The sequence below is a fragment of the Pseudorhodoplanes sp. genome (assembly GCF_050250235.1).
Taxonomy (GTDB): domain Bacteria; phylum Pseudomonadota; class Alphaproteobacteria; order Rhizobiales; family Xanthobacteraceae; genus Pseudorhodoplanes.
On sequence record NZ_JBFWPA010000039.1, the window covers coordinates 1 to 24,039 of the forward strand.

20 protein-coding genes are annotated in these 24,039 nt (G+C 64.7%); 12 read left to right on the forward strand and 8 right to left on the reverse strand.

Annotation, left to right across the window (positions count from 1 at the left end):
- Nucleotides 1–124 precede the first annotated feature (124 nt).
- The 6 genes from AB7F49_RS17775 (at nucleotide 125) to AB7F49_RS17800 (ending at nucleotide 4,931) form a co-directional block, all read left to right on the forward strand.
- A complete protein-coding gene (locus tag AB7F49_RS17775) occupies nucleotides 125–859 on the forward strand; it encodes a YoaK family protein (RefSeq protein WP_428524687.1) in 735 nt (244 codons plus the stop codon).
- 17 nt (nucleotides 860–876) lie between these two features.
- Nucleotides 877–1,665, forward strand: coding sequence for an LssY C-terminal domain-containing protein (locus AB7F49_RS17780; protein ID WP_428524689.1), 789 nt, complete (start codon nucleotides 877–879; stop codon nucleotides 1,663–1,665).
- Nucleotides 1,666–1,667: 2 nt separating this feature from the next.
- Nucleotides 1,668–2,189: a DedA family protein gene (locus tag AB7F49_RS17785; RefSeq protein ID WP_428524691.1), complete on the forward strand. Its 522-nt coding sequence runs from the start codon at nucleotides 1,668–1,670 to the stop codon at nucleotides 2,187–2,189.
- A 161-nt stretch (nucleotides 2,190–2,350) separates the two neighbouring features.
- Nucleotides 2,351–3,388, forward strand: coding sequence for a S1C family serine protease (locus tag AB7F49_RS17790; protein ID WP_428524693.1), 1,038 nt, complete (start codon nucleotides 2,351–2,353; stop codon nucleotides 3,386–3,388).
- Nucleotides 3,389–3,492: 104 nt separating this feature from the next.
- Nucleotides 3,493–4,467 carry a Bug family tripartite tricarboxylate transporter substrate binding protein gene (locus AB7F49_RS17795; RefSeq protein ID WP_428524695.1) on the forward strand — a complete coding sequence of 325 codons (975 nt, stop codon included), beginning with the start codon at nucleotides 3,493–3,495 and terminating at the stop codon, nucleotides 4,465–4,467.
- A gap of 8 nt (nucleotides 4,468–4,475) precedes the next feature.
- Nucleotides 4,476–4,931, forward strand: coding sequence for a cupin domain-containing protein (locus AB7F49_RS17800; RefSeq protein WP_428524697.1), 456 nt, complete (start codon nucleotides 4,476–4,478; stop codon nucleotides 4,929–4,931).
- 126 nt (nucleotides 4,932–5,057) lie between these two features.
- Here the strand turns inward: AB7F49_RS17800 and AB7F49_RS17805 are convergent, their stop codons facing one another.
- The gene (locus AB7F49_RS17805) at nucleotides 5,058–6,035 is read right to left on the reverse strand and encodes a Bug family tripartite tricarboxylate transporter substrate binding protein (RefSeq protein WP_428524699.1); all 978 of its coding nucleotides are present in this window, start codon (nucleotides 6,033–6,035) and stop codon (nucleotides 5,058–5,060) included.
- A gap of 106 nt (nucleotides 6,036–6,141) precedes the next feature.
- Between AB7F49_RS17805 and AB7F49_RS17810 the strand changes: the two genes are divergently transcribed.
- Both AB7F49_RS17810 and AB7F49_RS17815 read left to right on the forward strand, forming a co-directional pair.
- Complete coding sequence (locus AB7F49_RS17810) at nucleotides 6,142–7,323, forward strand: FAD-dependent monooxygenase (protein ID WP_428524701.1); 1,182 nt, start codon at nucleotides 6,142–6,144, stop codon at nucleotides 7,321–7,323.
- Nucleotides 7,324–7,460: 137 nt separating this feature from the next.
- Nucleotides 7,461–9,194: a caspase family protein gene (locus AB7F49_RS17815; RefSeq protein ID WP_428524703.1), complete on the forward strand. Its 1,734-nt coding sequence runs from the start codon at nucleotides 7,461–7,463 to the stop codon at nucleotides 9,192–9,194.
- 6 nt (nucleotides 9,195–9,200) lie between these two features.
- On the opposite strand, the gene AB7F49_RS17820 is transcribed toward AB7F49_RS17815, so the two are convergent.
- Together AB7F49_RS17820 and AB7F49_RS17825 are read right to left on the reverse strand one after the other, a co-directional pair.
- A complete protein-coding gene (locus tag AB7F49_RS17820; RefSeq protein WP_428524705.1) occupies nucleotides 9,201–10,175 on the reverse strand; it encodes a hypothetical protein in 975 nt (324 codons plus the stop codon).
- A gap of 163 nt (nucleotides 10,176–10,338) precedes the next feature.
- On the reverse strand, nucleotides 10,339–10,995 hold the full coding sequence (locus AB7F49_RS17825; protein WP_428524707.1) for a glutathione S-transferase family protein: 657 nt from the start codon (nucleotides 10,993–10,995) through the stop codon (nucleotides 10,339–10,341).
- A gap of 129 nt (nucleotides 10,996–11,124) precedes the next feature.
- Between AB7F49_RS17825 and AB7F49_RS17830 the strand changes: the two genes are divergently transcribed.
- Nucleotides 11,125–12,336, forward strand: a complete 1,212-nt coding sequence (locus AB7F49_RS17830) for a polyhydroxyalkanoate depolymerase (protein WP_428524709.1) — start codon at nucleotides 11,125–11,127, stop codon at nucleotides 12,334–12,336.
- A gap of 140 nt (nucleotides 12,337–12,476) precedes the next feature.
- Entirely contained in the window at nucleotides 12,477–14,339 is a 1,863-nt protein-coding gene (locus AB7F49_RS17835; RefSeq protein ID WP_428524711.1) for a methyl-accepting chemotaxis protein, read from the forward strand.
- A 30-nt stretch (nucleotides 14,340–14,369) separates the two neighbouring features.
- Here the strand turns inward: AB7F49_RS17835 and AB7F49_RS17840 are convergent, their stop codons facing one another.
- The gene (locus tag AB7F49_RS17840) at nucleotides 14,370–16,565 is read right to left on the reverse strand and encodes a tetratricopeptide repeat protein (protein ID WP_428524713.1); all 2,196 of its coding nucleotides are present in this window, start codon (nucleotides 16,563–16,565) and stop codon (nucleotides 14,370–14,372) included.
- 282 nt (nucleotides 16,566–16,847) lie between these two features.
- Here AB7F49_RS17840 and AB7F49_RS17845 point away from each other — a divergent pair, with 282 nt between their 5' ends.
- Nucleotides 16,848–17,345 carry a chemotaxis protein CheW gene (locus AB7F49_RS17845; RefSeq protein WP_428524715.1) on the forward strand — a complete coding sequence of 166 codons (498 nt, stop codon included), beginning with the start codon at nucleotides 16,848–16,850 and terminating at the stop codon, nucleotides 17,343–17,345.
- Nucleotides 17,346–17,655: 310 nt separating this feature from the next.
- The gene (locus tag AB7F49_RS17850; RefSeq protein ID WP_428524717.1) at nucleotides 17,656–20,469 is read left to right on the forward strand and encodes a methyl-accepting chemotaxis protein; all 2,814 of its coding nucleotides are present in this window, start codon (nucleotides 17,656–17,658) and stop codon (nucleotides 20,467–20,469) included.
- On the opposite strand, the gene AB7F49_RS17855 is transcribed toward AB7F49_RS17850, so the two are convergent.
- The 4 genes from AB7F49_RS17855 to AB7F49_RS17870 all read right to left on the reverse strand — a co-directional run bounded on the left by AB7F49_RS17855 (nucleotide 20,466) and on the right by AB7F49_RS17870 (nucleotide 24,023).
- The gene (locus AB7F49_RS17855; protein WP_428524719.1) at nucleotides 20,466–21,971 is read right to left on the reverse strand and encodes a tripartite tricarboxylate transporter permease; all 1,506 of its coding nucleotides are present in this window, start codon (nucleotides 21,969–21,971) and stop codon (nucleotides 20,466–20,468) included. The two genes, AB7F49_RS17850 and AB7F49_RS17855, sit on opposite strands and share 4 nt — an antisense overlap.
- Before the next feature lie 2 nt (nucleotides 21,972–21,973).
- Nucleotides 21,974–22,465: a tripartite tricarboxylate transporter TctB family protein gene (locus AB7F49_RS17860; protein ID WP_428524721.1), complete on the reverse strand. Its 492-nt coding sequence runs from the start codon at nucleotides 22,463–22,465 to the stop codon at nucleotides 21,974–21,976.
- A gap of 45 nt (nucleotides 22,466–22,510) precedes the next feature.
- Nucleotides 22,511–23,482 (reverse strand): Bug family tripartite tricarboxylate transporter substrate binding protein, encoded by a 972-nt coding sequence (locus AB7F49_RS17865; RefSeq protein ID WP_428524723.1) that lies wholly within the window; start codon nucleotides 23,480–23,482, stop codon nucleotides 22,511–22,513.
- Between the two features lie 109 nt (nucleotides 23,483–23,591).
- Nucleotides 23,592–24,023 carry a hydroxyisourate hydrolase gene (locus AB7F49_RS17870; protein ID WP_428524725.1) on the reverse strand — a complete coding sequence of 144 codons (432 nt, stop codon included), beginning with the start codon at nucleotides 24,021–24,023 and terminating at the stop codon, nucleotides 23,592–23,594.
- Nucleotides 24,024–24,039: the final 16 nt, after the last annotated feature.

A 24,039-nucleotide genomic window follows, 5' to 3' on the forward strand; every position in this document is an offset into this window, starting at 1 on the left:
CGGCGACGCCGGGCGACGATTTCGATCCCGTCGACGGGCGCCACTATCTTCGCTTCTGCTATGCGCAATCGCAGGCGGACATGCACGAGGCGGTGAAGCGTATCGGCGCGTGGCTGATAGGCCGATGAGCGCGGAAGCAGGACCCGCGCCGCTGCCGCGCGCCGTTCCGCCTTTGCTCAGCCTGGTTGCCGGCTATGTCGACACCATCACCTTCCTTGCTCTGTTCGGATTTTTTGCAGCCCAGGTGACCGGCAGTTTCGTGGTGGCCGCGGCCGAATTGGGGGTGGACGATCGCGGCGTTGCCGCCAAGATGCTTGCGATCCCGGTCTTCATGCTCGGCGCCGGCATGGCCGCTGCAATCATCATCGCGCGGCGCGGCGGGAAGCGATCCTCGCTGCCGCTGGTGTTCGCGCTGGAGGCGGTGCTGCTTGGGGGCTTCGTCGCGCTGATGGTCTATTCATGGCCGATCACCGACCCGGATTCGTGGCTTGGCGCGGCGGCCGGCCTTCTGTCGGCGGCCGCCATGGGCGTGCAATCGACGCTGGTGCGCCTCCTGCTGCGCGGGGTGCCACAGACCAATGTCATGACCGGCAACTCAACCCAACTCGCGATCGACGCGACCGAACTGATCTATGCGCGATTGCGCCCGTCGCGCATGGCCGCCGATCCGGCGCTGGCGGCCGAAGCCCGCAAGCGCTTTGCGACCGTTTTCTCCGTACTGGCAGGATTTCTGCTGGGCGCGCTCGGCGGCGCGCTGGCCTATGCGCTGGCTGGACCCTGGAGTGCAAGTCTTGCCATAGTGATCGTGGCCGGGCTGATTGCATGGTCCGCCAAACGCGGCGGCAGCGATCCTGTGTGAGGGCGGCGTAGCGGCGCATGGACGGGACACTCATTCTGACGATCGCGCTCGCAGCGCTGGTCTATGGCGTGGTTGCGTACATTCTTCTGCCGATGGCCTGGCATCATCACGAGCATCAGCCCGGGCTCGCGAAACACCCGATGGTGACTCAGACCAAACAGGGAATTCCGGGCGACGCGCTGAATGTCGGACTGGTCGGCGAGCGCGAGGCCATCATCCGGGCGATGAACGACGCGGGCTGGTTTCCGGCCGATCCGGTGACGCTGACGTCGAGCGTCAAGATTGTCGGCTCGGTGCTGCTCAAGCGGCCCTATGAGCACGCGCCGGTCAGTCCGCTGTTTTATGCCGGGCGGGTGGAAGACCTCGCCTTCGAAAAGCCCTCCGGCAAGAGCGCCGACCGCCGGCATCATGTGCGGTTCTGGCAGGTGCTGGACAAGGGCGTGGAGGAGCGGCCGGTCTGGCTCGGCGCGGTGACGTTCGACCGCAGCGTGGGACTCAGTCACTATACCGGGCAGGTGACCCATCACATTGCGCCCGACATCGACGAGGAACGCGACGGTCTCATGGCTGATCTGAAGACCGCGCAGGTGGTCGAGGCGATCTATCAGGTGACGGGTATCGGACCCACGCTGACCGGGCGCAATGGCGGCGGCGACCCCTATTGGACCGATGGCGAAATCGGCATCGCGCGGCTGACAAGGGACGCGGTCAAGACCGACAAGCCGCCGCAGACGCTCGATACGCCGCAGATCGTGCAGTGGAAGGACGCGGTGATGAAGCAGCTTGGCGATACATTCGGGGGCTGATGATGCTCGCGACGCTGCATGAAGGCTGGGCAATTTTCGAGCCGTTCATCAAGACCTATGGCGCGTTCGCCATCTTCGCGATGATCTATCTCGAATCCATGGGCTCGCCGGTGCCGGGCGAGACCGGGGTGATCGCGGCAAGCCTGCTCGCAGCGCAGGGCGAGCTCTCGATCGTCTCGGTCTATTTCGCGGTGCTGGCGGGCGCGATACTCGGCGACTCGACCGGATTTCTGATCGGACGGCTCGGTGGAAACATGTTGTTGCGCCGGTTCGGTCCGCGCATCGGCCTGACGGGGGAGCGGCTGGACAATATCGAGCAGCGTTTCACCAAAGGCGGAGTCTGGATCGTGGTGGTGGCGCGTTTCATTCCACTGATGCGCCAGGTCAACGGCCTGCTGGCGGGGTCTCTCGCCATGCCATTCCCGCGCTTTCTGATGGCGCAATCGGCAGGTGCCTTGATGTGGACCAGCCTCTATGCGCTTGGGCCGTATTTCTTCAGCGAGGCGTTTCAGCATTTGCGGTGACCGCGCCCCGCGACGGCGGGCGCGCGCGCGGCTCTTTAACTCCCGCGTGCCACGCCTATATCTGCCGGCATCCCCAAAGCGCGGCCGGCGGAATTGGGCGCCCCAAAGGCGCTTCTGCGACCCCGTCTGCGGACCGCGCATGCATATGTGAGAGCCTTGCCATGCTCGATGTCACCCATATGTCCGTGTTCGATACGGACGACGTCCAGCCTCATGTCGACAATGCCGCGCAGGATGCGGCCCTGCTCGATGCGTATTCGCATGCCGTGATCGGCGTTGCCGACCGCGTCGGCCCTGCCGTGGTGCGGGTCGAGACCCGCAGGAAGGATGCCAAAGGCCGTGCTGCCGGCGGCGTCGGCTCCGGCGTCATCATCGCTCCCGATGGCCTGGTGCTGACCAACAGCCATGTGGTCGACGGCGCGCGCGAATTGCGGCTCACCGATTCCGAGGGCCGCGTGATGGAGGCGCGGCTGCTCGGCGAGGACCCCGACACCGACCTCGCATTGATCCGCGCCGATTCCGTGCGCAATCTGCCGGCTGCCGCGCTCGGCGATTCCAAGGCGCTGCGCCGCGGCCAGCTGGTGGTTGCGATCGGCAATCCGCTCGGGTTCGAATCGACCGTCACCGCCGGTGTGATTTCGGCGCTCGGCCGCTCGCTGCGCGCGCAGACCGGACGGCTGATCGAGGACGTGATCCAGACCGATGCCGCGCTCAATCCCGGCAATTCCGGCGGGCCGCTCGTGACATCGCACGGCGAGGTGATCGGCATCAACACCGCGATCATCATGGGTGCGCAGGGCATCTGCTTTGCGGTCGCCAGCAACACCGCGCAGATCGTGCTGAGCGAACTGATCCGGCACGGCCGGGTGCGGCGCGGTTTTGTCGGCATTGCCGGGCAGACCGTCGCGGTGCCGCGCCGCCATGCGCTGGCTGCGGCAATCGACAACGGTTCGGGAGCGATGGTCACGACGATGGAGCAGGGTGCTCCGGCCGATACCGGCGGGCTGATGACGCTCGACGTGATCGTCAGGGTCGATGGCGAGAAGGTGACCGGCGTCGACGACCTGATCCGGCTGCTCAACGCCGAGCGCATCGGCCGCATTGTGACATTCGATGTTCTGCGCCGCGGCATGCTGCGTCAGTTCGATGTGGTTCCGACCGAGCGCGTCTCGACGCGCCCGGCCGCGGCCGCGAAATAGACGCAGCACGAGCGCGCAGTCTGCCGCCGTTCCGGAAAACTTGCCAAGCGCGGCCCGTTATGGCCACTTCGCCCGCAACGAAGAGGACCATCGGGAGAACGCTTGTGACCAGATCAGGACAATCAGCGCGTGTCTGTGCCGCCGCCGCGGTGATCGGGCTGCTGGCGGCACCGCTGGCGCAGGCCCAGGATTACCCCAACAAGCCGGTCAAGCTGCTGGTCGCCTTCGCCCCCGGGGGACCTGCCGATTCCATCGCCCGCATCGTCGGCCAGAAGCTGAACGACCGCTGGAAGCAGAGCGTGGTCGTGGAGAATCGCGGCGGCGCCGGTGGCAATATCGCGGCAGCACAGGCATCGAAGGCCGATCCGGACGGCTACACCGTGCTGGTGACGACGTCGGCCTTTGCGGTGAACCAGACGTTGTCGAAGACTCCCGGCTACGCGGCGGACGACTTCAAGGCGGCGGCGGTGGTCGCGACCACGCCCAATCTGATCATCGGCGCACCGTCCCTGAAGGCAAAAAATCTGAAGGAAGCGATCGAGGCGGCGAAGACCGAGAAGATGACCTACGGCACCGCGGGCGCCGGGACCACGCCGCATCTGTCGGCGGAACGCATTTTCAAGCTCGAAGGCAAGGTCGACATTCCGCATGCACCGTATACTGGCGCGGGCCCCGCGACCCAGGCGGTGATCGGCTCGCATATTCCGCTCGCCAGCGTGGCGCTGTCGGCTGCCGTTCAGAACGTCAAGGCCGGGCAGGTGAAGGGGCTTGCGGTGACCAGCAAGGAGCGCGTCAAGGCGCTGCCGGACGTTCCGACCGCGCGCGAGCTCGGGCTGGGGGATGCCGATGACACCACCTGGGTCGTACTGTTCGTGCCGGCGAAAACCCCGGATGCGGTGATTCAGAAAATCAATGCCGACGTGAACGCGATGCTCAAGGACGCCGATACGCAGGCGCAGCTTGAGAAAATTGGCTTCATGCCGGTTGGCGGTTCGGTGAACGATGCGCAGGGCTATGTCCAGTCGGAAACCAGCCGCTGGGGAGATATCATCCGCCGCATTGGCCTCGAACCGCGATAGGCAGCGCCATGCAGGTTCGCCGTGTCGTTACCGGTCACAAGAAGGATGGCAAGGCCACCGTCCTGATCGATGAAGTCTCGCAGGATGTGGTCAATCCGCGTTCCGGCTGCACCTTCTTCAATATCTGGTCGACGGCACTTCCCGCCGACAACAACGGCGCAGCCGATGGCGCGAAGCAGATCATGGGCACGGCCATGAAGGACCGCGCGGTGTTCCGCGTGATCGAATACGCGCCGGGCGTCGCGCCCCGCAATCATCGCACCAACTCGATCGATTTTGCGGTGGTGCTGTCCGGCGAGATCGACATGACGCTCGACGACGAGATCGTGCACCTGAAGGCCGGCGACGTGCTGGTCCAGCGCGGCACCATTCACGACTGGATCAACAATGGCGACAAGCCATGCGTGATCGCCTTCGTTCTGGTCTCGGCGGAGCCGGTCGGCGCGCTGGAGGCGACGGGGTAGGGCGGTCGCGCCAGCTGCGTTGTCGTCCCCGCGAAGGCGGAGACCCATATTCCAGAGTGGTGGTTGTGGGTCCCGCTTTCGCGGGGACGACCTCAAATGCCGATCATAGGTGCGCCGCTAAAGCGATTACCCCCCGATCTTCACATTGGCGTCCTTGATCACCTTGTTCCAGCGATCGACTTCCGCGCCGAGATATTTCGCCGTCTCCGCGGTCGAGCCGCCGACCACTTCGGCCGACAGCTTCTTCAGCCGCTCCTGGATCGCGGGGTCGCGCAAGGCTTCGTTGATGTCGGCGTTGATCTTCTCGGTGATCGCCTTCGGCGTCCCGGGCGGCGCGACCACCGCATACCAGGCGACCGATTCGAAGCCCGGCAATGTTTGCGCGACGGTCGGTACGTTCGGCAGCGAGGCCATCGGCTTTGCGGTCGCGACCGCGAGCAGCCTGAGCTTGCCGGACTGAACCAGCGGCAGCGAGACGCCGAGATTGTCGCACATGAAGTCGACATTCCCGGCGACGAGATCCTGCAGGGCCGGCGCCGTGCCGCGATAGGGGACGTGCTGCACCTTCACACCGGCCATCAATTGCAGCATCTCGGAGGTGAGATGCGAGGTGGTGCCGTTGCCCTGCGTCGCCGACGTCACCTTGCCCGGATTGGCCTTCAGATAGGCGAGAAATTCCGGCAGCGTCTTGGCGCTCACCTTCGACGGATTGACGATGACGCCGTTCGGCACCTGCGCCATGACAATGATCGGCTCGAACTTCGAGGCATCGAAATTCAGGTTCTTGTAGAGGTTCTGGTTGATCACCAGCGGCGGCGGCGGCGCCGAAAGCAGCGTGTAGCCGTCGGGGTCGGCACGGAAGGCCTGCTCCGAGCCGATATTGCCGGCGGCGCCGGTCGGATTTTCGATAATGACCGGCTGGCCCCATTTCTTCGACAGCCAGTCGCCGACCAGCCGCGGCACCGCGTCGGCGGTTCCGCCGGCCGGGAATGGCACGATGATCTTCACGGCGCGGTTCGGATAATCCTGCGCGGCCGCGGCTCCGGCGGCTGCCACGAGGGCGAGGACGGCGAAGGCGGCGCGCAGGCCGCGGATCTTGATCATGGGCGGTCTCCCGGCTTTTCTGTTCTGACAGGCTTGCGGGCACACTTACTTGAAACCGAGTGATATCCGAAGCATTTTCGTGTCGCAGGCAACAGGAGTGACGGGGATGACAGCCTCGGGTCCCAGCATCGCAATCATCGGTGGTGGCATCGGCGGATTGTTCGCCGCCAATGCGCTGATCGCGCATGGTCTTTCGGTGCAGGTCTACGAACAGGCGCCCGCGCTCGGCGAGGTCGGGGCCGGTGTATTCATCACGCCCAACAGCGTGCGCCAGCTGGAGCGTGTGGGGCTTGGTCCCGCGGTCGAGACATGGGGTGCGCGGGTCGGTTCGGGTTCGCGGTATTTTCGCGATGACGGAAGTCCGATCGCGCCGGTGCAGGTGACGGACTCCGCGGGCTGGAACGCAACCTTCGGCATGCACCGTGCCGATCTGGTGAATTTCCTCGCCGCGGCTCTTCCCGCAGGCGTCGTGCATACCGGTCATCGTGCGACCGGTTTCGCGCAGGACGAAAGCACGGCGCGCGTGACCTTTGCGAATGGCGCGGTCGTCGAAGCGGATATCGTGGTTGCCTGCGACGGCATTCATTCCGAACTGCGGCCGTTCGTGTTTCCGCCCTCGGACCCGGTGTTCTCCGGCACCGTCGCCTATCGCGGTCTGGTGCCGCATGCGGCGGTTCCGGACTGGCCGAAAGATGCGTGGCAGATGTGGCTGGGACGCGGCAAGCATTTCCTGGTTTTTCCGGTGCGCGCCGGCCAACTCGTGAACTATGTCGGCTTCGTTCCGGCGGATGCGCAGATGAAGGAGAGTTGGACCGCGCAAGGCGATCCCGACGCGCTCCGCGCCGAATTCGCCGGCTGGGACCCGCGCATCGAAGGGCTGCTGAAGGAGGTCACGTCGACTTTCAAATGGGCGCTTTATGATCGCGAGCCGCTGCCGACCTGGACCAGGGGGCGGCTTACGCTGCTCGGCGATGCCGCGCATCCGATGCTGCCGCATCTCGGGCAGGGCGCCAACCAGTCGATCGAGGACGGCATGGCGCTCGCGACCATTCTTGCAAACGCCGACCGCGATACCGCACCGGCGGCACTGGTGGCCTATGAGAAACTCCGGCGCGAGCGCGTCGCCGGCGTGCAGCGCGGCGCCCGCGAGAACGGCCTGCGCTACGACACCATGCTTGGCGATGTCGCCAAGCGCGACGCCGAGATCGTCGCGCATGCGTCGTTCCGCAAGACGCTCTACGATCACGACGTGGTGGTGGAGGCGAGGGAGGCGGCGGAAGCGCTGTAGGCCGCCGCAGGTCCGGGATCGGAACACGTCGTCGAACCAGTTCGCAGGTTGCCGCGACAAAGTGATTACGCCGTTCCTGGTCCGCAGCGTATCATCGTGTTCCCATTTGCGGTCGTCGTTTTCAACGCGAGGCAGCCATGTGGAGAGCTGTTTTTGTTGCGCTGAGCCTGTTTGCCGCGCAATCGCTGATCATGCCTGGTCCGGCAGGCGCGCAGTCCGTCGACGACGGCAAAGCCTGTACCAATGGCAACACCCCGGCTGACATCGCCATCGCAGCCTGCGGCCGGGTGATTGCCTCCGGTCGCTACAAGGGCGAACAGCTTGCGTTGTTACACGCGTTCCGGTCGCTCGCTTTCAGAAGGAACCGCGATTACGACCGCGCCATCGCGGACCTGTCCTCAGCGATGCGGATCAATCCGAAAGCGGCCGCAACCTATCACGACGCGCGCTCGCTGGTGTATCGTGACAAGGGTGACTTTGACCGCGCCATCGCCGAAGCGGATGCGGCGATCCGGATCAACCCCAACAACCCCAGCCATGCAAAAAGTCGTGCGCTTGCCCATCGCGCGAAAGGTGCGCATGCCGCGGCGGCCGCAGATTTCTCCACGGTGATCAGGCTCGATCCGAATGACGCGGCCGCCTATCAGTGGCGCGCCGAGGCGTATTACCGTATCCGCAAATATAACGATGCCATTCCGGACATGGACAAGGCTATCGCGCTCGATCCCACGAACGCGGGATTCTACAATCAGCGCGGCACCACTAGGCGAAGTCTCGATCGATGGACGGATGCCATTCGCGACTACGACGAAGCCATCCGGCTCGATCCGAATCTCGCAGGGGCCTATCTCGGTCGCGGTATCAGCCATCGCGCGCTCGGCCAGTTCGACAATGCGATCCGCGACTATGATCAAGCGATCAGGCTCGATCCGAAAAATGGGCTTGGCTATTACCATCGTGCGATTTCTCTCCAGTTGAGCAACAGGTTCGAAGATGCATACCGTGACATCGTCCAAGCCATTGCCCTTGACCCCCAGCACAAAGAGTCAGTGAAGGAGCGCGACCACATCCGCGGGCTTATGGCGAACGTTGCGAGCAAGACAACCACCGCCGCAACGCAGCCGCCGATTGTTCCGGCGCCGGCGGCGTCCGCGGTTCAGGGCGGCCCCCGGGTCGCGCTGGTCATCGGCAACGGCAAGTACCGGACGGCGCCCGAGCTTGCCAATCCGGCCAACGACGCGCGCGATGTGTCCGCGGCGCTGCGCGCGCTCGGCTTCAAGGTGATCGAAGGCTACGATCTCGACAGCGCCGGCATGCGCGCGAAGATCGGCGAGTTCGGCGCCGCCATGCAAGGTGCGGCCACCACGCTGTTCTTCTATGCCGGTCACGGCGTGCAGGTCGCGGGCAACAATTATCTGATCCCGACCGACGCGAGACTCGAACGGCCGTCCGCTCTCAGCACCGAAGCGATCGCCGTCGATACGATCCTGTCCGACATGGAAACCGAGAAACGCATCAATCTCGTATTCCTGGATGCATGCCGCGACAATCCGCTTTCGCGCTCGCTCGCCCGCGCTTTCGGCGGCGGCGCGCGCTCGGCGGCGGTCGGGCAGGGACTCGCGCAGCTCAACGCCGGCATCGGAACGCTCATTACTTTCGCCACAAGCCCGAACCGGATCGCGCTCGACGGCACCGGCCGCAACAGTCCGTTCACCGCGGCGCTGCTGAAGCATATCCACACGCCGAATCTCGAAGTGCGCACGCTGCTGACGCGGGTGCGCGCCGACGTGATCCGCGAGACCAACGAGCGCCAGGTGCCGTGGGATCATTCGTCGCTGACCGGCGAGTTCTATTTCAGGCGTGGCGGGTAGCGGTGGTTATGGTTTGCGATCCAGCCCATCCTCCGGGATCGACCATTGCCGCCGCAAGTCGCGCAACGGCGTCTCCACATGGGCCCAGAAATCCCAGTCCGGCGCGAAGGTGTCGACGGTTGCGGTCTTGCCGCCGGCATAGGCGTGCCAGAACTCGGCCGGATCGAGCGCGCCTGCGGCGTGCTTCGCCACGGCGTTGATCTGCACGTCGAGATGCCAGGAGAAGATGACCGGCAGGATATGGCCGGCCATCGGCAGCCTGCGATGCATCGCGGCCGTGAAGGTCGAGACAAGGAGTTCGCCGCGAGGCGAGGTATCGTAGCCCGACACCACATGTGCGGTGTCGTGCGGAAACCCGAAGCCGGCATTCAGCCCGTTCGGCTCGCCCGGGAAGTCGTATCCGTTGCTGCGATAATGCCTGTAGAAGGCAAGCCCGAAGCTGCCATCGGGCAGCGCGCCGAGCCGGTCGCAGCGTTTGGCAAGCGCCGGATCGGGCGACCTGCCGTAGGGCAGGATCCAGGCCATGGCATCGGCATCGGACCACGACCTGCCGGTGATGCTCCGCATGTTGGCACGCGTCATGTCGGCGAGCGCCGCCTGCACATGGCCGGCCGCAGCTTCCGCGATTTCGTCGACATAGCGTTCGTGCACGCCGAGTGCCCTGGCATAGGCGAGCACCGCCGCGATCTTTCCCTTGTCGAGCCTGCCGTCGACAAAAGCCATCACGGTGGCGAATCTCAGTGCATCCTCGCGCAGCGCGGGATCGGAGATCGCGGAGGCCAGCGCTGCCGGAGCGACCGGCTTCAGGGCGGCGACATCGAACGGCTGTGTCTGTCCGAACATGTAGCGCGAGGCCGCCGCCAGGGCGCGGCCATCGGCGTCGCTCAGGGGGCCGCCGGTCTCCGCGACGGCGCGCATGGCGCCGAGCATCGCCGCGATCTGCTGCGGTGTCGCACCGGAGATGAAGGGGTTTACGTCCATGTCGTCCTCCGCTCGTTTGCGCGAAGGAGCATCATCCGTCATTGCGGCGTGCTTGCGAACCAAGCCGGTCCGCTATCCGGTCACATGGTTTGCAGTTTCTTCCGAGTTCCATGTGGCGCGCATCGGGGATCGGCACGCGCGCTTCGCCGCAACGGCGGCCGCCTCAGAACTCCACGTCGAGCTCTTCCACCTCGTCCGGCTCTTCTTTCGCCGATGCGATCCATTCCTGCATCAGCGGCATCGCCATGATGGTCTGGCAATAGGCCGCGCTGGCCCGGTCGAGTTTCACGTCATAGGTGATGAACCGCGTGCAGACCGGTGCATACATGGCGTCCGCCATGCTGGGCGTGTCGCCGAACAGGAATGGCCCGCCATAACTGACAAGGCATTCGTTCCAGATCACGATGATGCGGTCGATGTCGGCCTGGGCGCCGGCCCACACCTTGAACCCCGGATAATGCGCCTTCAGGTTCATCGGCAGGGCGGAGCGCAGGTTCGAGAAGCCGGAATGCATCTCGCCGGAGACCGCGCGGCAATGCGCGCGTGCGACCCTTTCCTTTGGCAGCAGCCCGGCGTCGGGATTCAATTCGTTCAGGTAGCCTCCGATCGCCAGCGTGTCCCATACCCGGACCCCGTCATGGGTCAGCATCGGAACCAGGAAGGAGGGCGACAGCAGGAGCAATTCCGCGCGCACCGACGGGTCGTCGCTGTTGGCCATCACCGCCTCGAAATCGATGCCGGCGAATTTGCACAGCAGCCAGCCCCGCAGCGACCAGGACCCGTAATTGCGGCTGCTGATGGTTAACGTGGCTTGCGCCATTCGAAAGTCCCCCGATCGGGCGCCCGGGCGCCCGCCCCCGATACACCGGCCCGCAAATTATCTCGCAGTAGCAAAAAAAATGCACTAGGCTTTTGCACTGCAACAGGGGCGGCGGGGGCCGCGGGGTGGATGCTTTATCAGGCGTATCAGGCCAGTGCCGACATCATGCTGCCGGTCCGCGCCCTTGCCGGCTTTGCGCTATCGGCGCACGGGGCCGTCCCGCACCTGAACGGGCATGCCGTCCGCAATCTGACCGCGGCCTATGAGCTGATTTCGCGGGCGCGGCTGACCCATACCCGGCCCGATTATGGGATACACACTGTCCCGGTCGGAAACCGCGAGGTGGAAGTGACCGAGGAGGTCGCTCACGTCACTCCTTTCGGGACGCTGCTGCGCTTCCGGAAAGACGTCGACACCGCGCAGCCCCGCGTTCTCATCGTGGCGCCGCTGTCGGGCCATTTCGCCACGCTGCTGCGCGGTACCGTGCGCACCATGCTGCCCGAACATGACGTCTACATCACGGACTGGCACAATGCGCGCGATATCCCGACCTCTGCCGGCCGGTTCGGCTTCGACGACTACGTCACCCATCTGATCGAGTTTCTGGAGGTTATCGGGCCAGGCGCGCACATGGTTGCGGTATGCCAGCCCACGGTGGCGGCGCTGGTTGCCGCGGCCGTGATGGCGCAGGGCGACAACCCGGCGCAGCCGCGCTCGATGACGCTGATGGCCGGGCCGATCGACACCCGCGTCAACCCGACCAAGGTCAACGATCTCGCCAAGAGCAAGCCGATGTCCTGGTTCGAGAAGAACCTGATCGCGCGCGTGCCGTTCCGCTACGATGGTGCGTTCCGAAAGGTCTATCCGGGATTCGTCCAGCTCGCGGCGTTCATGGCCATGAACATGGACCGTCACACCAAGGCGCATCGCGAACTGTACGACAATCTTGCCAAGGGCGAATTCGAGAAGGCGAAGGTCACCAAGGATTTCTATGACGAATATTTCGCGGTGCTCGATCTCACCGCCGAGTTCTATCTGGAAACCGTGCGCATCGTGTTTCAGGAGCACAAGCTGCCACTCGGTGAACTCGATTACGAAGGCCGCCGGGTCGATCCGTCGGCGATCCGCCGCACCATGCTGCTCACGGTCGAGGGCGAGCGCGACGACATCTGCGCCGTGGGGCAGACGCTGGCGGCACACGACCTGTGTTCAGGCCTTCGGCCCTATCGCAAGCGCCATCACATGCAGCCGGGCGTTGGGCATTATGGCGTGTTCAGCGGAAGGAAATGGGAATCGCAAATCTACCCGCTGGTGAAGAATCTCATCCTGGCTTCGGATTAAGTGCGGCCGATCGGTCGTCGAACGATAAAATTAAGCTTGCATCAATATTGCTCGGGCAGGTTCCATTCCGCAGGAATCGCCTGGGTATTTCGTTCGTCCGGTCCTGCGCGGACGGCGTCAGCCTTGCGGAAGATCAGACCATGTCCTGGTTCAGCGCGACCAAGTCCAACAGCGTTGACAAGCGCAATCTCGGTTCGGCGGCCATGGCGTCGCAGGTGGCGGCCATCAACCAGTCTCAGGCGGTCATGGAGTTTTCGACCGAGGGCAGGATTGTGCACGCCAACGCGAATTTCCTGAACGCGCTCGGGTATGCGCTGGATGAAATCAGGGGCCAGCATCACAGCCTGTTCGTGGAGCCCGCCTATCGGGACGGCCTTGAATACCGGGCATTCTGGCAAAAGCTCGGGCGCGGCGAGTTCGACGCGGGCCAGTACAAGCGGATCACCAAGGGCGGCAGGGAAATCTGGATTCAGGCGAGCTACAATCCTTTGCGGGACCGGTCGGGGACGGTTACAGGCGTCATCGCGTTTGCGACCGATATCAGCGCAGAGAAACGCAGGAACGCCGACTTCGAAGGCCAGATGGCCGCGCTTCACAAGGCCCAGGCGATCATCGAGTTCGATCTCGACGGCATCATTCTGACCGCGAACGAGAATTTCCTGAACACGCTGGGCTACAGCCTGTCGGAGATCAAGGGACAGCATCACAGCATGTTCGTCGAGCCGGGCTACCGGCAGAGTCCCGAATACCGCATGTTCTGGGAGAAGCTCGGCCGCGGCGAATTCGACGCCGGCCAGTACAAGCGCATCGCCAAGGGTGGCCGCGAGGTCTGGATCCAGGCGAGCTACAATCCGATCCTGGACGCCAGCGGAAGGCCGTTCAAGGTGGTCAAGTTCGCCTCCGACATCACAGCGATGCGCATGGCGGTCGAACAGACCCGGGAGGCGGTCGAGGCGGCCAAGCAGAAAGATCTGACCCACCGCATCCCGATGACCGGCAAGACCGGCGAACTGGCAGTGCTGTGCGGCGGCGTCAACGAATTGCTCGACAGCATGGCCGACGTGATGGGCGAGATCAAAGCCACCTCGCAGGAGGTGGCGAGCGCAGCCGCCGAAATCTCGAGTGCGACCACCGACCTCTCGCAGCGCACCGAGGAGCAGGCTGCGAGCCTGGAGGAGACCTCGGCCTCGATGGAGGAGATCGCCGCCACGGTCAGGAAGAATGCGGAGAATGCCAAGCACGCCAACGACCTGACGCGGGGCAGCCACGAGGTAGCCGATCGCGGCGGCGAAGTCGTCGCGCAGGCGGTCTGCGCCATGGCTCGCATCGAGGAGTCCTCGCGCAAGATCGCCGACATCATTTCGGTGATCGACGAGATCGCGCGCCAGACCAATCTGCTCGCGCTCAATGCCGCGGTGGAAGCCGCGCGCGCGGGCGAGGCGGGACGCGGCTTCGCGGTGGTCGCAGCCGAGGTGCGCAGCCTTGCGCAGCGTTCCTCACAGGCGGCCAAGGACATCAAGGACCTGATCACCAGTTCGTCGAGCCAGGTCCAGGACGGCGTCCAGCTCGTCAATCGCGCCGGCAATTCGCTCAAGGAGATTCTGGAGTCGATCAAACAGGTCGCCGATATCGTCGCCGACATCGCGACCGCCTCGACCGAGCAGGCCGGCGGGATCGAGCAGATCAACAAGGCCCTGAACCAGATGGACGAGGTGACCCAGCAGAACTCGGCGATGGTCGAGGAGAATGCCGCGACCGCCCGCACGTTGGAGCAGCAGGCCGGCGAAATGGACGCACGAATGGCGGCCTACCGGCTCGGCAAGGCAGAGGACACGCCGCGAGGCACGGTGCCGCAACGGATCGCCGCGCCGGCGAAGGTCTCCGACATGGCCTCGTCGCCCGTCAGGATGAAACCGAAACGTCCGGCGCTTCGCGGCGGCGGGCGTCCGGTCCGGACCGCGCTGGCGACCGCGATTTCCCAGGACGAATGGGAGGAGTTCTAGAGCCGGAGCGCCGCGCCGGCGCTCCGCCCATCACGGCTGTGCGCGGAAAAAGAATTGCTGCGCCGGCAGCGAGCCATAGGTGTAGGGCTCCTGCTGTCCACGCGTATTGGCGAATACCCGGTCGCGCACCTTGCGGAACAGGAGATTGATCTCCAGCCCCGGCTCTTCGATATGCTCCACCAGCGCTGATGCAAACGGGCTGTTGCCACTCTCGCCGTCCAGCGCCACAAGGCCGTCGCGCGCGGCGTAGGCAACCAGCACGCCGGCCGGCGGTTCAATGCGGCCCAGTCCTCGTCCCACCGACCGCGTTCCGCCGACATTGCGCATTTTCGGCACGAACGGATTGTCGCGGCAGGCATCGAGAATCACCAGCCGCATCTTCCTGGCGGTGCCGACCGTCGCCATCACGCGTTCGAGCGAAACGCCCTCGTCGTCGACATGGGTGGAGGCCTTGAGCGCGGCGTCGACCGGGATCGCGAAGTTCACGCCGCCCACCTCAATGCCGTGGCCGGCATAATAGACCACCGCCCAGTCCGCGTTTTCGGCGGTCTCGCCGAATCGCTGCAGCGCCGCCGTCATCGCGGGCCGCGTCAGATCGTATTGCTCGACCACGTCGGTGAAGCCGAGGCGGCGCAGTGCTGCGGCGATGGCGCGCGCGTCGTTCTTCGGGTTGAGCAGCGCCGGGACGCTTTGATAAGCCGAATTGCCGATCACCAGAGCGACCCGGCGCTCGGGTGCCTGCTGGGTCTGCGGGCTGGGCAGGCTTGCCACGGCCGCCGGCGGCGCGGCGGTGGCGAGCGCCGTCAAGCGGCGGAGTGCCTCGACCTTGGAGCGGTCGTCATAAAGACCCTGGCTCGGCAGGCTGACGGCCTTCTGATAATCGGCGACGGCGCGCGCACGATCTCCGCGCGCTTCGTAGACCTGGCCGCGATCGGCATAGACATGCGGCATGTCGGGTTTCTGCGCGATCGACTCGTCGAAATCGGCCAGGGCAACGCCATGCGCACCCATCCGGAACTTGGCGAGGCCGCGCGTATGAAGGATGCCGGCATCCTTCGGCTCGACTTCCAGCGCCCGGTCGCAATACGGCACCGCCTTGTCGAATTCGTCTCTCAGCGCATGAACATAGCAGAGCCCGTTGAGCGCGGCGGCGTCATTGGGTGTCGCCACAAGGGCTTTCTGAAATTCGGCCAGCGCGCGAACCTGATCGCCCTTGAAACTGAAAACCCAGCCGCGATAGATCGGAACATAGGTGGTGTCGGCTTTCGCGCGGTCTGCGGCGTCGAGATCCGCGAGCGCTGCGTCCAGTTGGCCGCTCTCCATCAGCACGCGACCCCGATTGAACAATGCAAGCCCGTGCTTCGGATCGATCCTCAGCGCGTGGTCCAGGTCGATCCGTGCGCGCGCATAGTCGAACAGTTCGAGATACGACCAGCCGCGCCCATTGTAGAAGTCGGCGTTGTCCGGCGACAGACGGATCGCATCATTGTAGCGCTCGACTGAAAGGGCGTATTCGCGCTTCTCGCCATGAACCCATGCACGGCCGCTATGGCCGTCGGGATCCGAGGGGTTTGCCTTGATCGCGGCGTCGTAATCCGCCGCCGCCTGGTCCAGTCGTTTCAGCACCGCAAAACCTTCGGCACGCGCCACAAGGTTCGCCGAACTCGGATTGATGCGGACCGCCGCGTCGAAATTTTCCCTGGCTCTCTTCTCGTCGCCCTTCTCGATGTAGACCTTGCCGAGCGCGACCAGCGCCATTTCGTAACCCGGTTTCAGGGCCAGCGAGCGTTCATAGTCGGCCGAAGCCAGATCGAAATTGCGCTTGTCAAAGTGCAGGTTGCCGCGCTCGAAATGCGCGTCGTGTTCGTTCGGCTGGAGCCGCAGATAGGTGGTCATGTCGGCGATGCCGCGGTCGGGCTGGCCGAGCTTTCGGTGAGTGAGCGCGCGGTTGTAATAGGCGTTCGCCAGTTCCTTGTTCAATGAAATGGCGCGGTCGAACTCGGGCAGCGCCGCCTTGTAGTCGGCCTTGTTGTAGGCATTCGTGCCCCGAATGTAATGGGCGATGGCGTGATTGGTCCTGCCTTGCTTGGGATTCTTGAGCACCCGCTCGCAGGCTGCGAGGTCGGAATCGGCTTTGTCGCAGTCCGCAAGATCCTGTTTCGGATCGCCCAGAGACGGACCCGTCAGCATCAGAAATACCGCAATGGAGATGATCGCGTGACGCATGCGATGATCCTTTTCGCGCGCTTCTGATTTATTTTGACACAGTTCCGGGTGGATTGCACCGTGGCCGGTGGTGCATGCGTTCCCGCTCCCGGGATGCCGGCCGGGTCTGGATGGCGGCTTTGCTCGATACTTAGCCGCGTCTTAAGACTTGTGTGGCAGCCTGAAGCGGTGAATTCACCAAAGCGTCAGGCCGCTCTTCATGCGTGAGCCGCTCCGGGTCGCCCGTATGACGCAGCGCTGCCACCGCAGGTTCGTGGCCGCGACCGGACAGCGGGATCGCCGATGACGAAAAGCCCGACTAACCTGGACCACGCTGCCGCAACGCGCGCCGAGGAATCGATCCGTGCCGAGCTGATCAGCTTCGCCATCGGCGAGGAGCAATATGGCGTACACATCATGGCGGTGCGCGAGATCAAGGGCTGGTCAGAAATCAACCACCTTCCGGGGCAGCCGCAATTCGTGCGGGGCGTCCTCAACCTGCGCGGCGTGATGGTGCCGATCATCGACTTGCGCTGCCGGTTCGGCGGTGGCCTGACCGAGGCGACGCCGCTTCATGTCGTCATTATCGTGCAGATTGGGGATCGGCAAATCGGACTCCTGGCCGACCGCGTACTGGATATCGTGGCATTCGAATCCGCGCAGGTGCAGCCGGTCCCAACCGTCGTGCGCAATGGCCGCGCGATGTTTCTCTCCGGCCTGCTTACGGTCGATGCGGGAATGATCGCGCTGATCGACCTGTCCCACCTTCTCGATGCGCGCATCGAGGCGGAGGCGGCGTGACGTCGCTGCAGCGCGTTAGCTGCGAGTTTACCACAATCCGTTATCGTCAGGCGGAGCTCTGGCGAGGCGGCGCTCGGCCGATAGGCACCGACCATTACCGCCGCTTCCGGCGCCACCTTGCGCGGGCTCACGATGACCTTCGGTCAAGACGTCAATGAAGGCCTCGACAAGGTCTTCATGACGGTGATCCAGCCGGACGGCTCTTTCAGGGCGGTCGAGCGCCTGGTCCGGCTGTCGGCTCACTAGGATTTGAGAAGGGCAGGCCGAAGGTCCGCCTGGGGTTCCGGCCGAAGCCGGTTTGGGGGACGAGATGGGTGATACTGGCGGGATCGGCCGCATCTGCGGCGGGCTCAATGCGGTGAAGCTCGCGAATGCCGGCATCCGCACCAAGCTGCAGCTCGCGTTCGGTTCGGTCGCCCTGATGACCGTGGTCGCGACCGGGCTGGCGATCATGGGCTTCCGTTCGGCCGAGCATCGCGTGGAGCGCATCGCGGAACGGGAGGTGCCGCTGATGACGGAGGCGCTGCGTCTCTCGGTGATGTCGGGAGAAATCTCCGCCGCAGCCGCGCGCTTCGTTTCGGCCAGCAATGTCCGGGATCAGCGCCAGATCGCCGCGCAGATCGAAGACCGATCCTTGCAGCTGCGCCACCTGATCGAAAGGGTGCGTGCCGGATCGAGCAAGGAAGCCTTCGGGGCGGTCGAGGTGGCGTCGCGGCTGCTGGAAAGCAATCTGTCCGATCTTGATGTCGTGATCCTGTCGCGTTCGAATCTGCGCAGCACGCTCGACCGCAGGCTCGACGCGCTGCACACCGTGCATACCCGGATCGCCGAGGAACTGACCCCGATCGTGGACAAGTCCTATTTCGATGCGGTCACCAAGGCCGAGGACATCGGGAAAACCGGCGACCGTACGGTGAAGACGCTGGTCGACGACGGCATGCAGATGATGCAGACCGTGGTGCAGATCGGCACCGAGACCAACCTCGTGACCGGGCTTCTCACCGCCGGCGCGCTGACCTCGTCGCCGGCCATTCTTGCGATGCTCGAGGATCGCTTCACGGCCTCGGCGCGGCGCGCCGAGAAGCAGCTCGCGCGCCTGCCCAATGACGTCAGGTACGACACCCTGCGGGAGCGCGCCGCCGGGCTGCTCAAGCTCGCCGAGTTCAGGAAGGTGGCGGCAGGAGACAACGAGACCGCACGGCTGCAGAACGTGTTCCGGGCGCATGAGGGCCTCGCCAATGTGCTGATCACGCTGATCGACGACCTGAATTTCGATGCGGTCATGGAGGGCGAGCAGGCGGTCAAGCGCACCGGCCGGCTGGTCAAGGACCTTGTCAACCGCCAGCTCGCCAACTTCCGCAGCGTGCTCGAACTGAAAATCCAGACCCATCTGATCGCGAGTCTGCTGAGCGAAGCCGCGGTAGCGAGGCAGTCGGCGGACCTGCAGCCGATCCTCGACCGCTTCCAGACCTCGGCCCAGCTCCTGCTCCAGGCCGCGCAGGGCGTTCCCGATCCGCAAATTCGAGAACACCTGGACGCGCTTTTGGAGCTCGGCCGCGGCGATGACAACATTTTCACGTTGCGCGGCCAGGAACTGAATGTCACGGCCGGCGCCAACCGTGTGATCGACGAGAACCTCACGATCCAGAAGCAGCTCGATCAGGCGGTGTCCGCTCTGGTCAGGGAGACCGAGTCCGGCATGAAGGATGGCACTGCGGTGCTTCTGACCGAACTCGCCCATAGCCGCATGCTGCTGGTCGCGGTCGCGCTGGTCTCGCTGCTGATCGCGGGGACGATCGGGTTCTTCTATGTCCAGCGCAGCCTGGTGCGGCGCTTGAGCGCGACCGGCGAGACCATGCGCCGGCTGTCCGCCGGCGAAAACGATGTCGCCATTGCGGGTAACCATGACGGCGACGAAATCGGCGAGATGGCGCGCGCGCTCACGGTGTTCCGCGATGCGGCGGTCGCCAAGGAGCGGCTGGAGGCACAGGCAGTACGCGACCGCGAGGCCGCGGAGGTCGAGCGCGCTCGCAACGATGCGACACGCGCGGAGGCGGCCCGCCAGGTCGCGCAGGTGGTCGATGGTCTCGGCCGCGGGCTCGAGCGGCTGGCCGGTGGCGATCTGACCTACCGGGTGCGCGACGACTGGGCCGGCGAATACAGGAAGGTTCAGGACGACTTCAACAACGCCATCGACCAGTTGCAGGAGACGCTGACCGCGATCGTGGAATCGACCCGCGAAGTGTCGAGCGCCTCGGCGGAGATTTCGTCGAGCACGACCGACCTGTCGCAGCGCACCGAGGAACAGGCCGCGAATCTGGAAGAAACCTCGGCATCCATGGAGCAGATTTCGGCCACGGTGCGCAAGAATGCCGAGAATGCCCGGCATGCCAACGGCCTGATGCGCGGAACCCGCGACGTCGCCGGCCGCGGCGGAGAGGTGGTGTCGCAGGCGGTTTCCGCGATGACCCGGATCGAGGATTGCTCGCGCCGGATTGCCGACATCCTCTCGGTGATCGACGAGATCGCGCGACAGACCAACCTGCTGGCGCTCAATGCCGCGGTGGAGGCCGCGCGCGCCGGAGACGCTGGACGCGGCTTTGCGGTGGTCGCCTCCGAAGTGCGCAATCTCGCGCAGCGGTCCTCGCAGGCTGCGAAGGACATCAAGGACCTGATCACGAGTTCGTCGAGTGCGATCGGGCAGGGCGTGCAGCTCGTCAACCGCGCCGGGGAGTCCCTGAAGGATATCCTCAAGAGCATCAACGAGGTCGCCGAGATCGTGGCCGACATCGCCAGTGCCAGTGCCGAGCAGGCGACCGGCATCGAGCAGATCAACCGGGCGCTGAGCCAGATGGACGAGGTGACCCAGCAGAATTCGGCGCTGGTGGAGGAGAATGCCGCAACCGCGAAGACGCTGGAACATCAGTCCCATGCGCTCGACGGCCGGGTCGCCGCCTTCCGGCTTTACGAGCAGGAGGCGCCCGCGGCCGCGCCGCCGGCGAAGGTAACACCGCTGCAACAGCGTGCCGGCCCGACGGTGCGAAAGCCGGTGCGCGGCAGCGCGCGGCAGATGCAGGCCGCGCTTGCAACCGCGGTCGCCGGCGACGAGTGGGAAGCGTTCTAGGTTTCGGAGACGAAGGTCTCCTCGCGGCCCTTGCGGATCGCAGGCAGCAGCGTCGATGCCAGCAAGATTGCTGCAACCAGCAGCAGCACCGCGCTCAGTGGTTCGGTGAAAAGAACGCTGGGACGGCCCTCCGACAGCACCAGAGCGCGGCGCAGATATTCCTCCATCGGCGGACCGAGTATGAATCCGAGCAGCATCGGGGTGGGCTCGCAGCCGAGCTTGTGGAACACGCAGCCCAGCACACCGAACAGCGCCATCAGATAGATGTCGAACGTGGTGTTGTTGATCGAGAACACGCCGATCACGCAGAACACCACGATCGCAGGATAGAGCAGGTGATAGGGAACGGCGATCATCCGCACCCATAGCCCGATCAGCGGCAGATTGAGGACCAGCAGGAACACATTACCGACCCACATCGACACGATCACGCCCCAGAACAGCGTGGCCTGCTCGGTGATGATGGTGGGACCGGGCTGGATTCCCTGGATCATCAGCGCACCGATCATCAGCGCCATCACCGGATTGGCGGGAATGCCAAGCGTCAGCATCGGAATGAACGACGTCTGCGCGCCGGCATTGTTGGCGGCTTCGGGGCCGGCGACGCCCTCGATCGCACCCTGGCCGAATTGTTCCGGGGTTTTCGATATCTTCTTCTCGATCGAATACGACGCGAACGACGCAAGGATCGCGCCGCCGCCCGGCAGGATTCCAAGCGCCGAGCCGAGCACCGTTCCGCGCAGGATCGGGCCGATGATGCGCCGCCATTCCTCGCGCGTCGGCAGCAACCCCTTGACTCGCTTGACGACCGCGCTGCGCGTCGCCTCGTGCTCGAGATTGGCCACGATTTCTGCCAGCCCGAATACGCCCATGGCAATGACGACGAAGCCGATGCCGTCGGCGAGTTGCGGCAAGCCCAGGCTGTAGCGCGATACGCCGGAATTCACGTCGGTGCCGATCAGGCCGAGGACAAGGCCGACGATCACCATGGCGAGGGCGTGCAGCAGCGAGCCGCTCGCCAGCACGACCGAGGCCACGAGACCCAGAACCATCAGGGAGAAATATTCCGCCGGACCGAAACGCAACGCCACCTCTGCAAGCGGCGGCGCGAACAGCGCGACCAGCACGGTTGCGACCGTGCCCGCAATGAACGAACCGATCGCCGCGGTCGCGAGCGCAAGCCCGGCCTTGCCCTGGCGCGCCAGCCGATAGCCGTCGAGCGCGGTCACGACCGATGCCGATTCGCCCGGCAGATTGATCAGGATCGCGGTGGTCGAACCGCCATACTGGGCTCCGTAATAGATGCCGGACAGCATGATCAGGGCCGAGACTGGCGGCAGTCCGAAGGTCAGCGGCAGCAGCATCGCGATGGTCGCGATTGGCCCGATCCCGGGCAACACGCCGACAGCCGTGCCCAGGAACACCCCGATCAGGCAATAGGTGAGGTTCGACAGGCTCATCGCCGTCTGGAAGCCGAGCGCGAGATTGTCGAGCATGTCCATGGTCAGCCGCCCAGCCAGGAGCCGACGAGCGGCAGCGGCAGCCCAAGTCCCTTGATGAAGACCAGCAAGCAGAAGGCAACGATGCCGAACAGCGCCGCAAGCGATTTGGCATCGAGCCGCGAATGACGGCTGGCCAGCGCGGCCATCACGATCATGCAGGGTAACGCGATCAGGGCACCGAGACGCGTGACCAGCAATGCGAAAAGAACGACTGATCCGAGCACCAGCAGCATCGGCCGCCATGCGAATGGCGCAATCGGCTCACCGTCGCGGAGAAACGAGCGCGCAATCGACGCGACGCCGAACAGGCCCAGCAGCATGCCGAGAGCGGTCGGGAAATAGCCCGGGCCCATCCGCGCACTGCTTCCGGTCTCGTAGTTGCGCCCGATCCACAGCACGGCCATCGCCAGCGCGAGGTAGAGCGCGCCGGCCCAGAAGTCGCGTGGATTGCGGATGGTCATCGGTGCGCCCGGCGGGTCTTGTTGCGCGGGCACGGCGTCTTCCGACGCCGATGCTCGCGCGGTGGGTGCTGGAAGTGGTCAGTTCAGCTTCGCGCCCGAAGCCTTGACCGGTTCGGCCCAGCCCTCCACCTGCTTGCTCACGAACGCGGTGAATTCCGGCTGCGACATCTTTTGAACCGTAAGCCCGAGATCGCGCAGCCGCGCGACCAGATCGGGATCGTCGAGCGACTTCTGGATGGCGGCATGCAGCCTGCTCAGAACCGGTTCCGGGAGGTTCGCCGGTGCCGATACGCCGATGAAGTTCTCGGCGACGAGGTAGGGCATGCCGGCCTCGACCACGGTCTGTATGTCGGGGGCGACATGCGAGCGCGCGCGGGAGGTGACGGCAAGCGGACGCAGCTTCCCGGCTTTGATATGCGGCACGTTTTGCGGCAGCGTATCGAACGAGAAGGAGAGGCGGCCCGCGATCAGGTCGGTGATCATGGGTGCGCTGCCGCGGTAGCCGACATGCTCGATGTTGAGGCCGGTCTGTTTCTTGAAGGTCTCGCCAAGGATATGCCCGATCGATCCGACGCCGCCCGAACCGTAAAATACCTTCTTGTTCTGCGCCTTCACCCAGTCGATCAGCTCGGCAAGGCTCTTGGCCGGCACCGATGGATGCACCATCACCACGTCGGGCACGGTTGCAACCAGGCTGACATGCGTAAAGCCCTTGATCGAGTCATAGGGCTGCGGATTCAGCATGAATGGCGCAAGCGAGATCGGCGTGGTGTTCGACATCATCAGGTTGTAGCCATCCGGTGCCGCACGGAAGATTTCCGTCGCCGCGATCGTGCCGCCGGCCCCCGGCTTGTTGTCCACGACGACCGGCTGACCGAGGGCCTTTTGCAGCGGTACCGACAGGGCGCGCGCGGTGACGTCGCTCGATCCGCCGGGCGGGAAGGTGACCACGATCCGGACGGGCTTGGTTGGATAATCCTGCGCTGCGGCCGGCAGAATCGAAAGGCCCAAGGCCAGCACGATTGGCGCGACAAGCCGGTTTGCTTTCATGTGTTACACCCTCCCTGGTGTTCGACGCTGAAGAAGCGTGGCGCTGAAGTAGTATGCAAGATGCAGGCCGGGCGGGATCGGAATCGCCGGCGAAACCAATCAAGCGTGTCTAGGCGCCACCGCGGAAACACGAATAGCCCCACGGGGTGCACTTCATCGGCAGGTGATAATGCGCTTGCGGATCGGAGATGCCGAACCGGTAATTGATGACGTCCAGAAACGGGACCGAAGGCGAAGCGCCGGTTGCGGTCCGGTAATAGTCGGCCACGTGAAAGCGCACTTCGTAGAAGCCCGGTTCGAACCGACGTTCCAGTTCCGGATCGGCAAGCACCCCCGTGCCAGACAGGTTTCCGGATGCGATCAGCTCCGGCGGTCGGCCTTCGCGCACCGCGTACAGCGCGACGCGCATGCCCGCAGCCACGATGCCGCGCGATACGTCGACCACATGAATGGAAATCCCCGGCATCAGCGAGCCGCCCCGAAAAGCCCGGCCGAATTTCAGCACATCCGGATCGGCTTTCCAAACCGTACTCCGCGACACGAAATCCGGGCGGCGC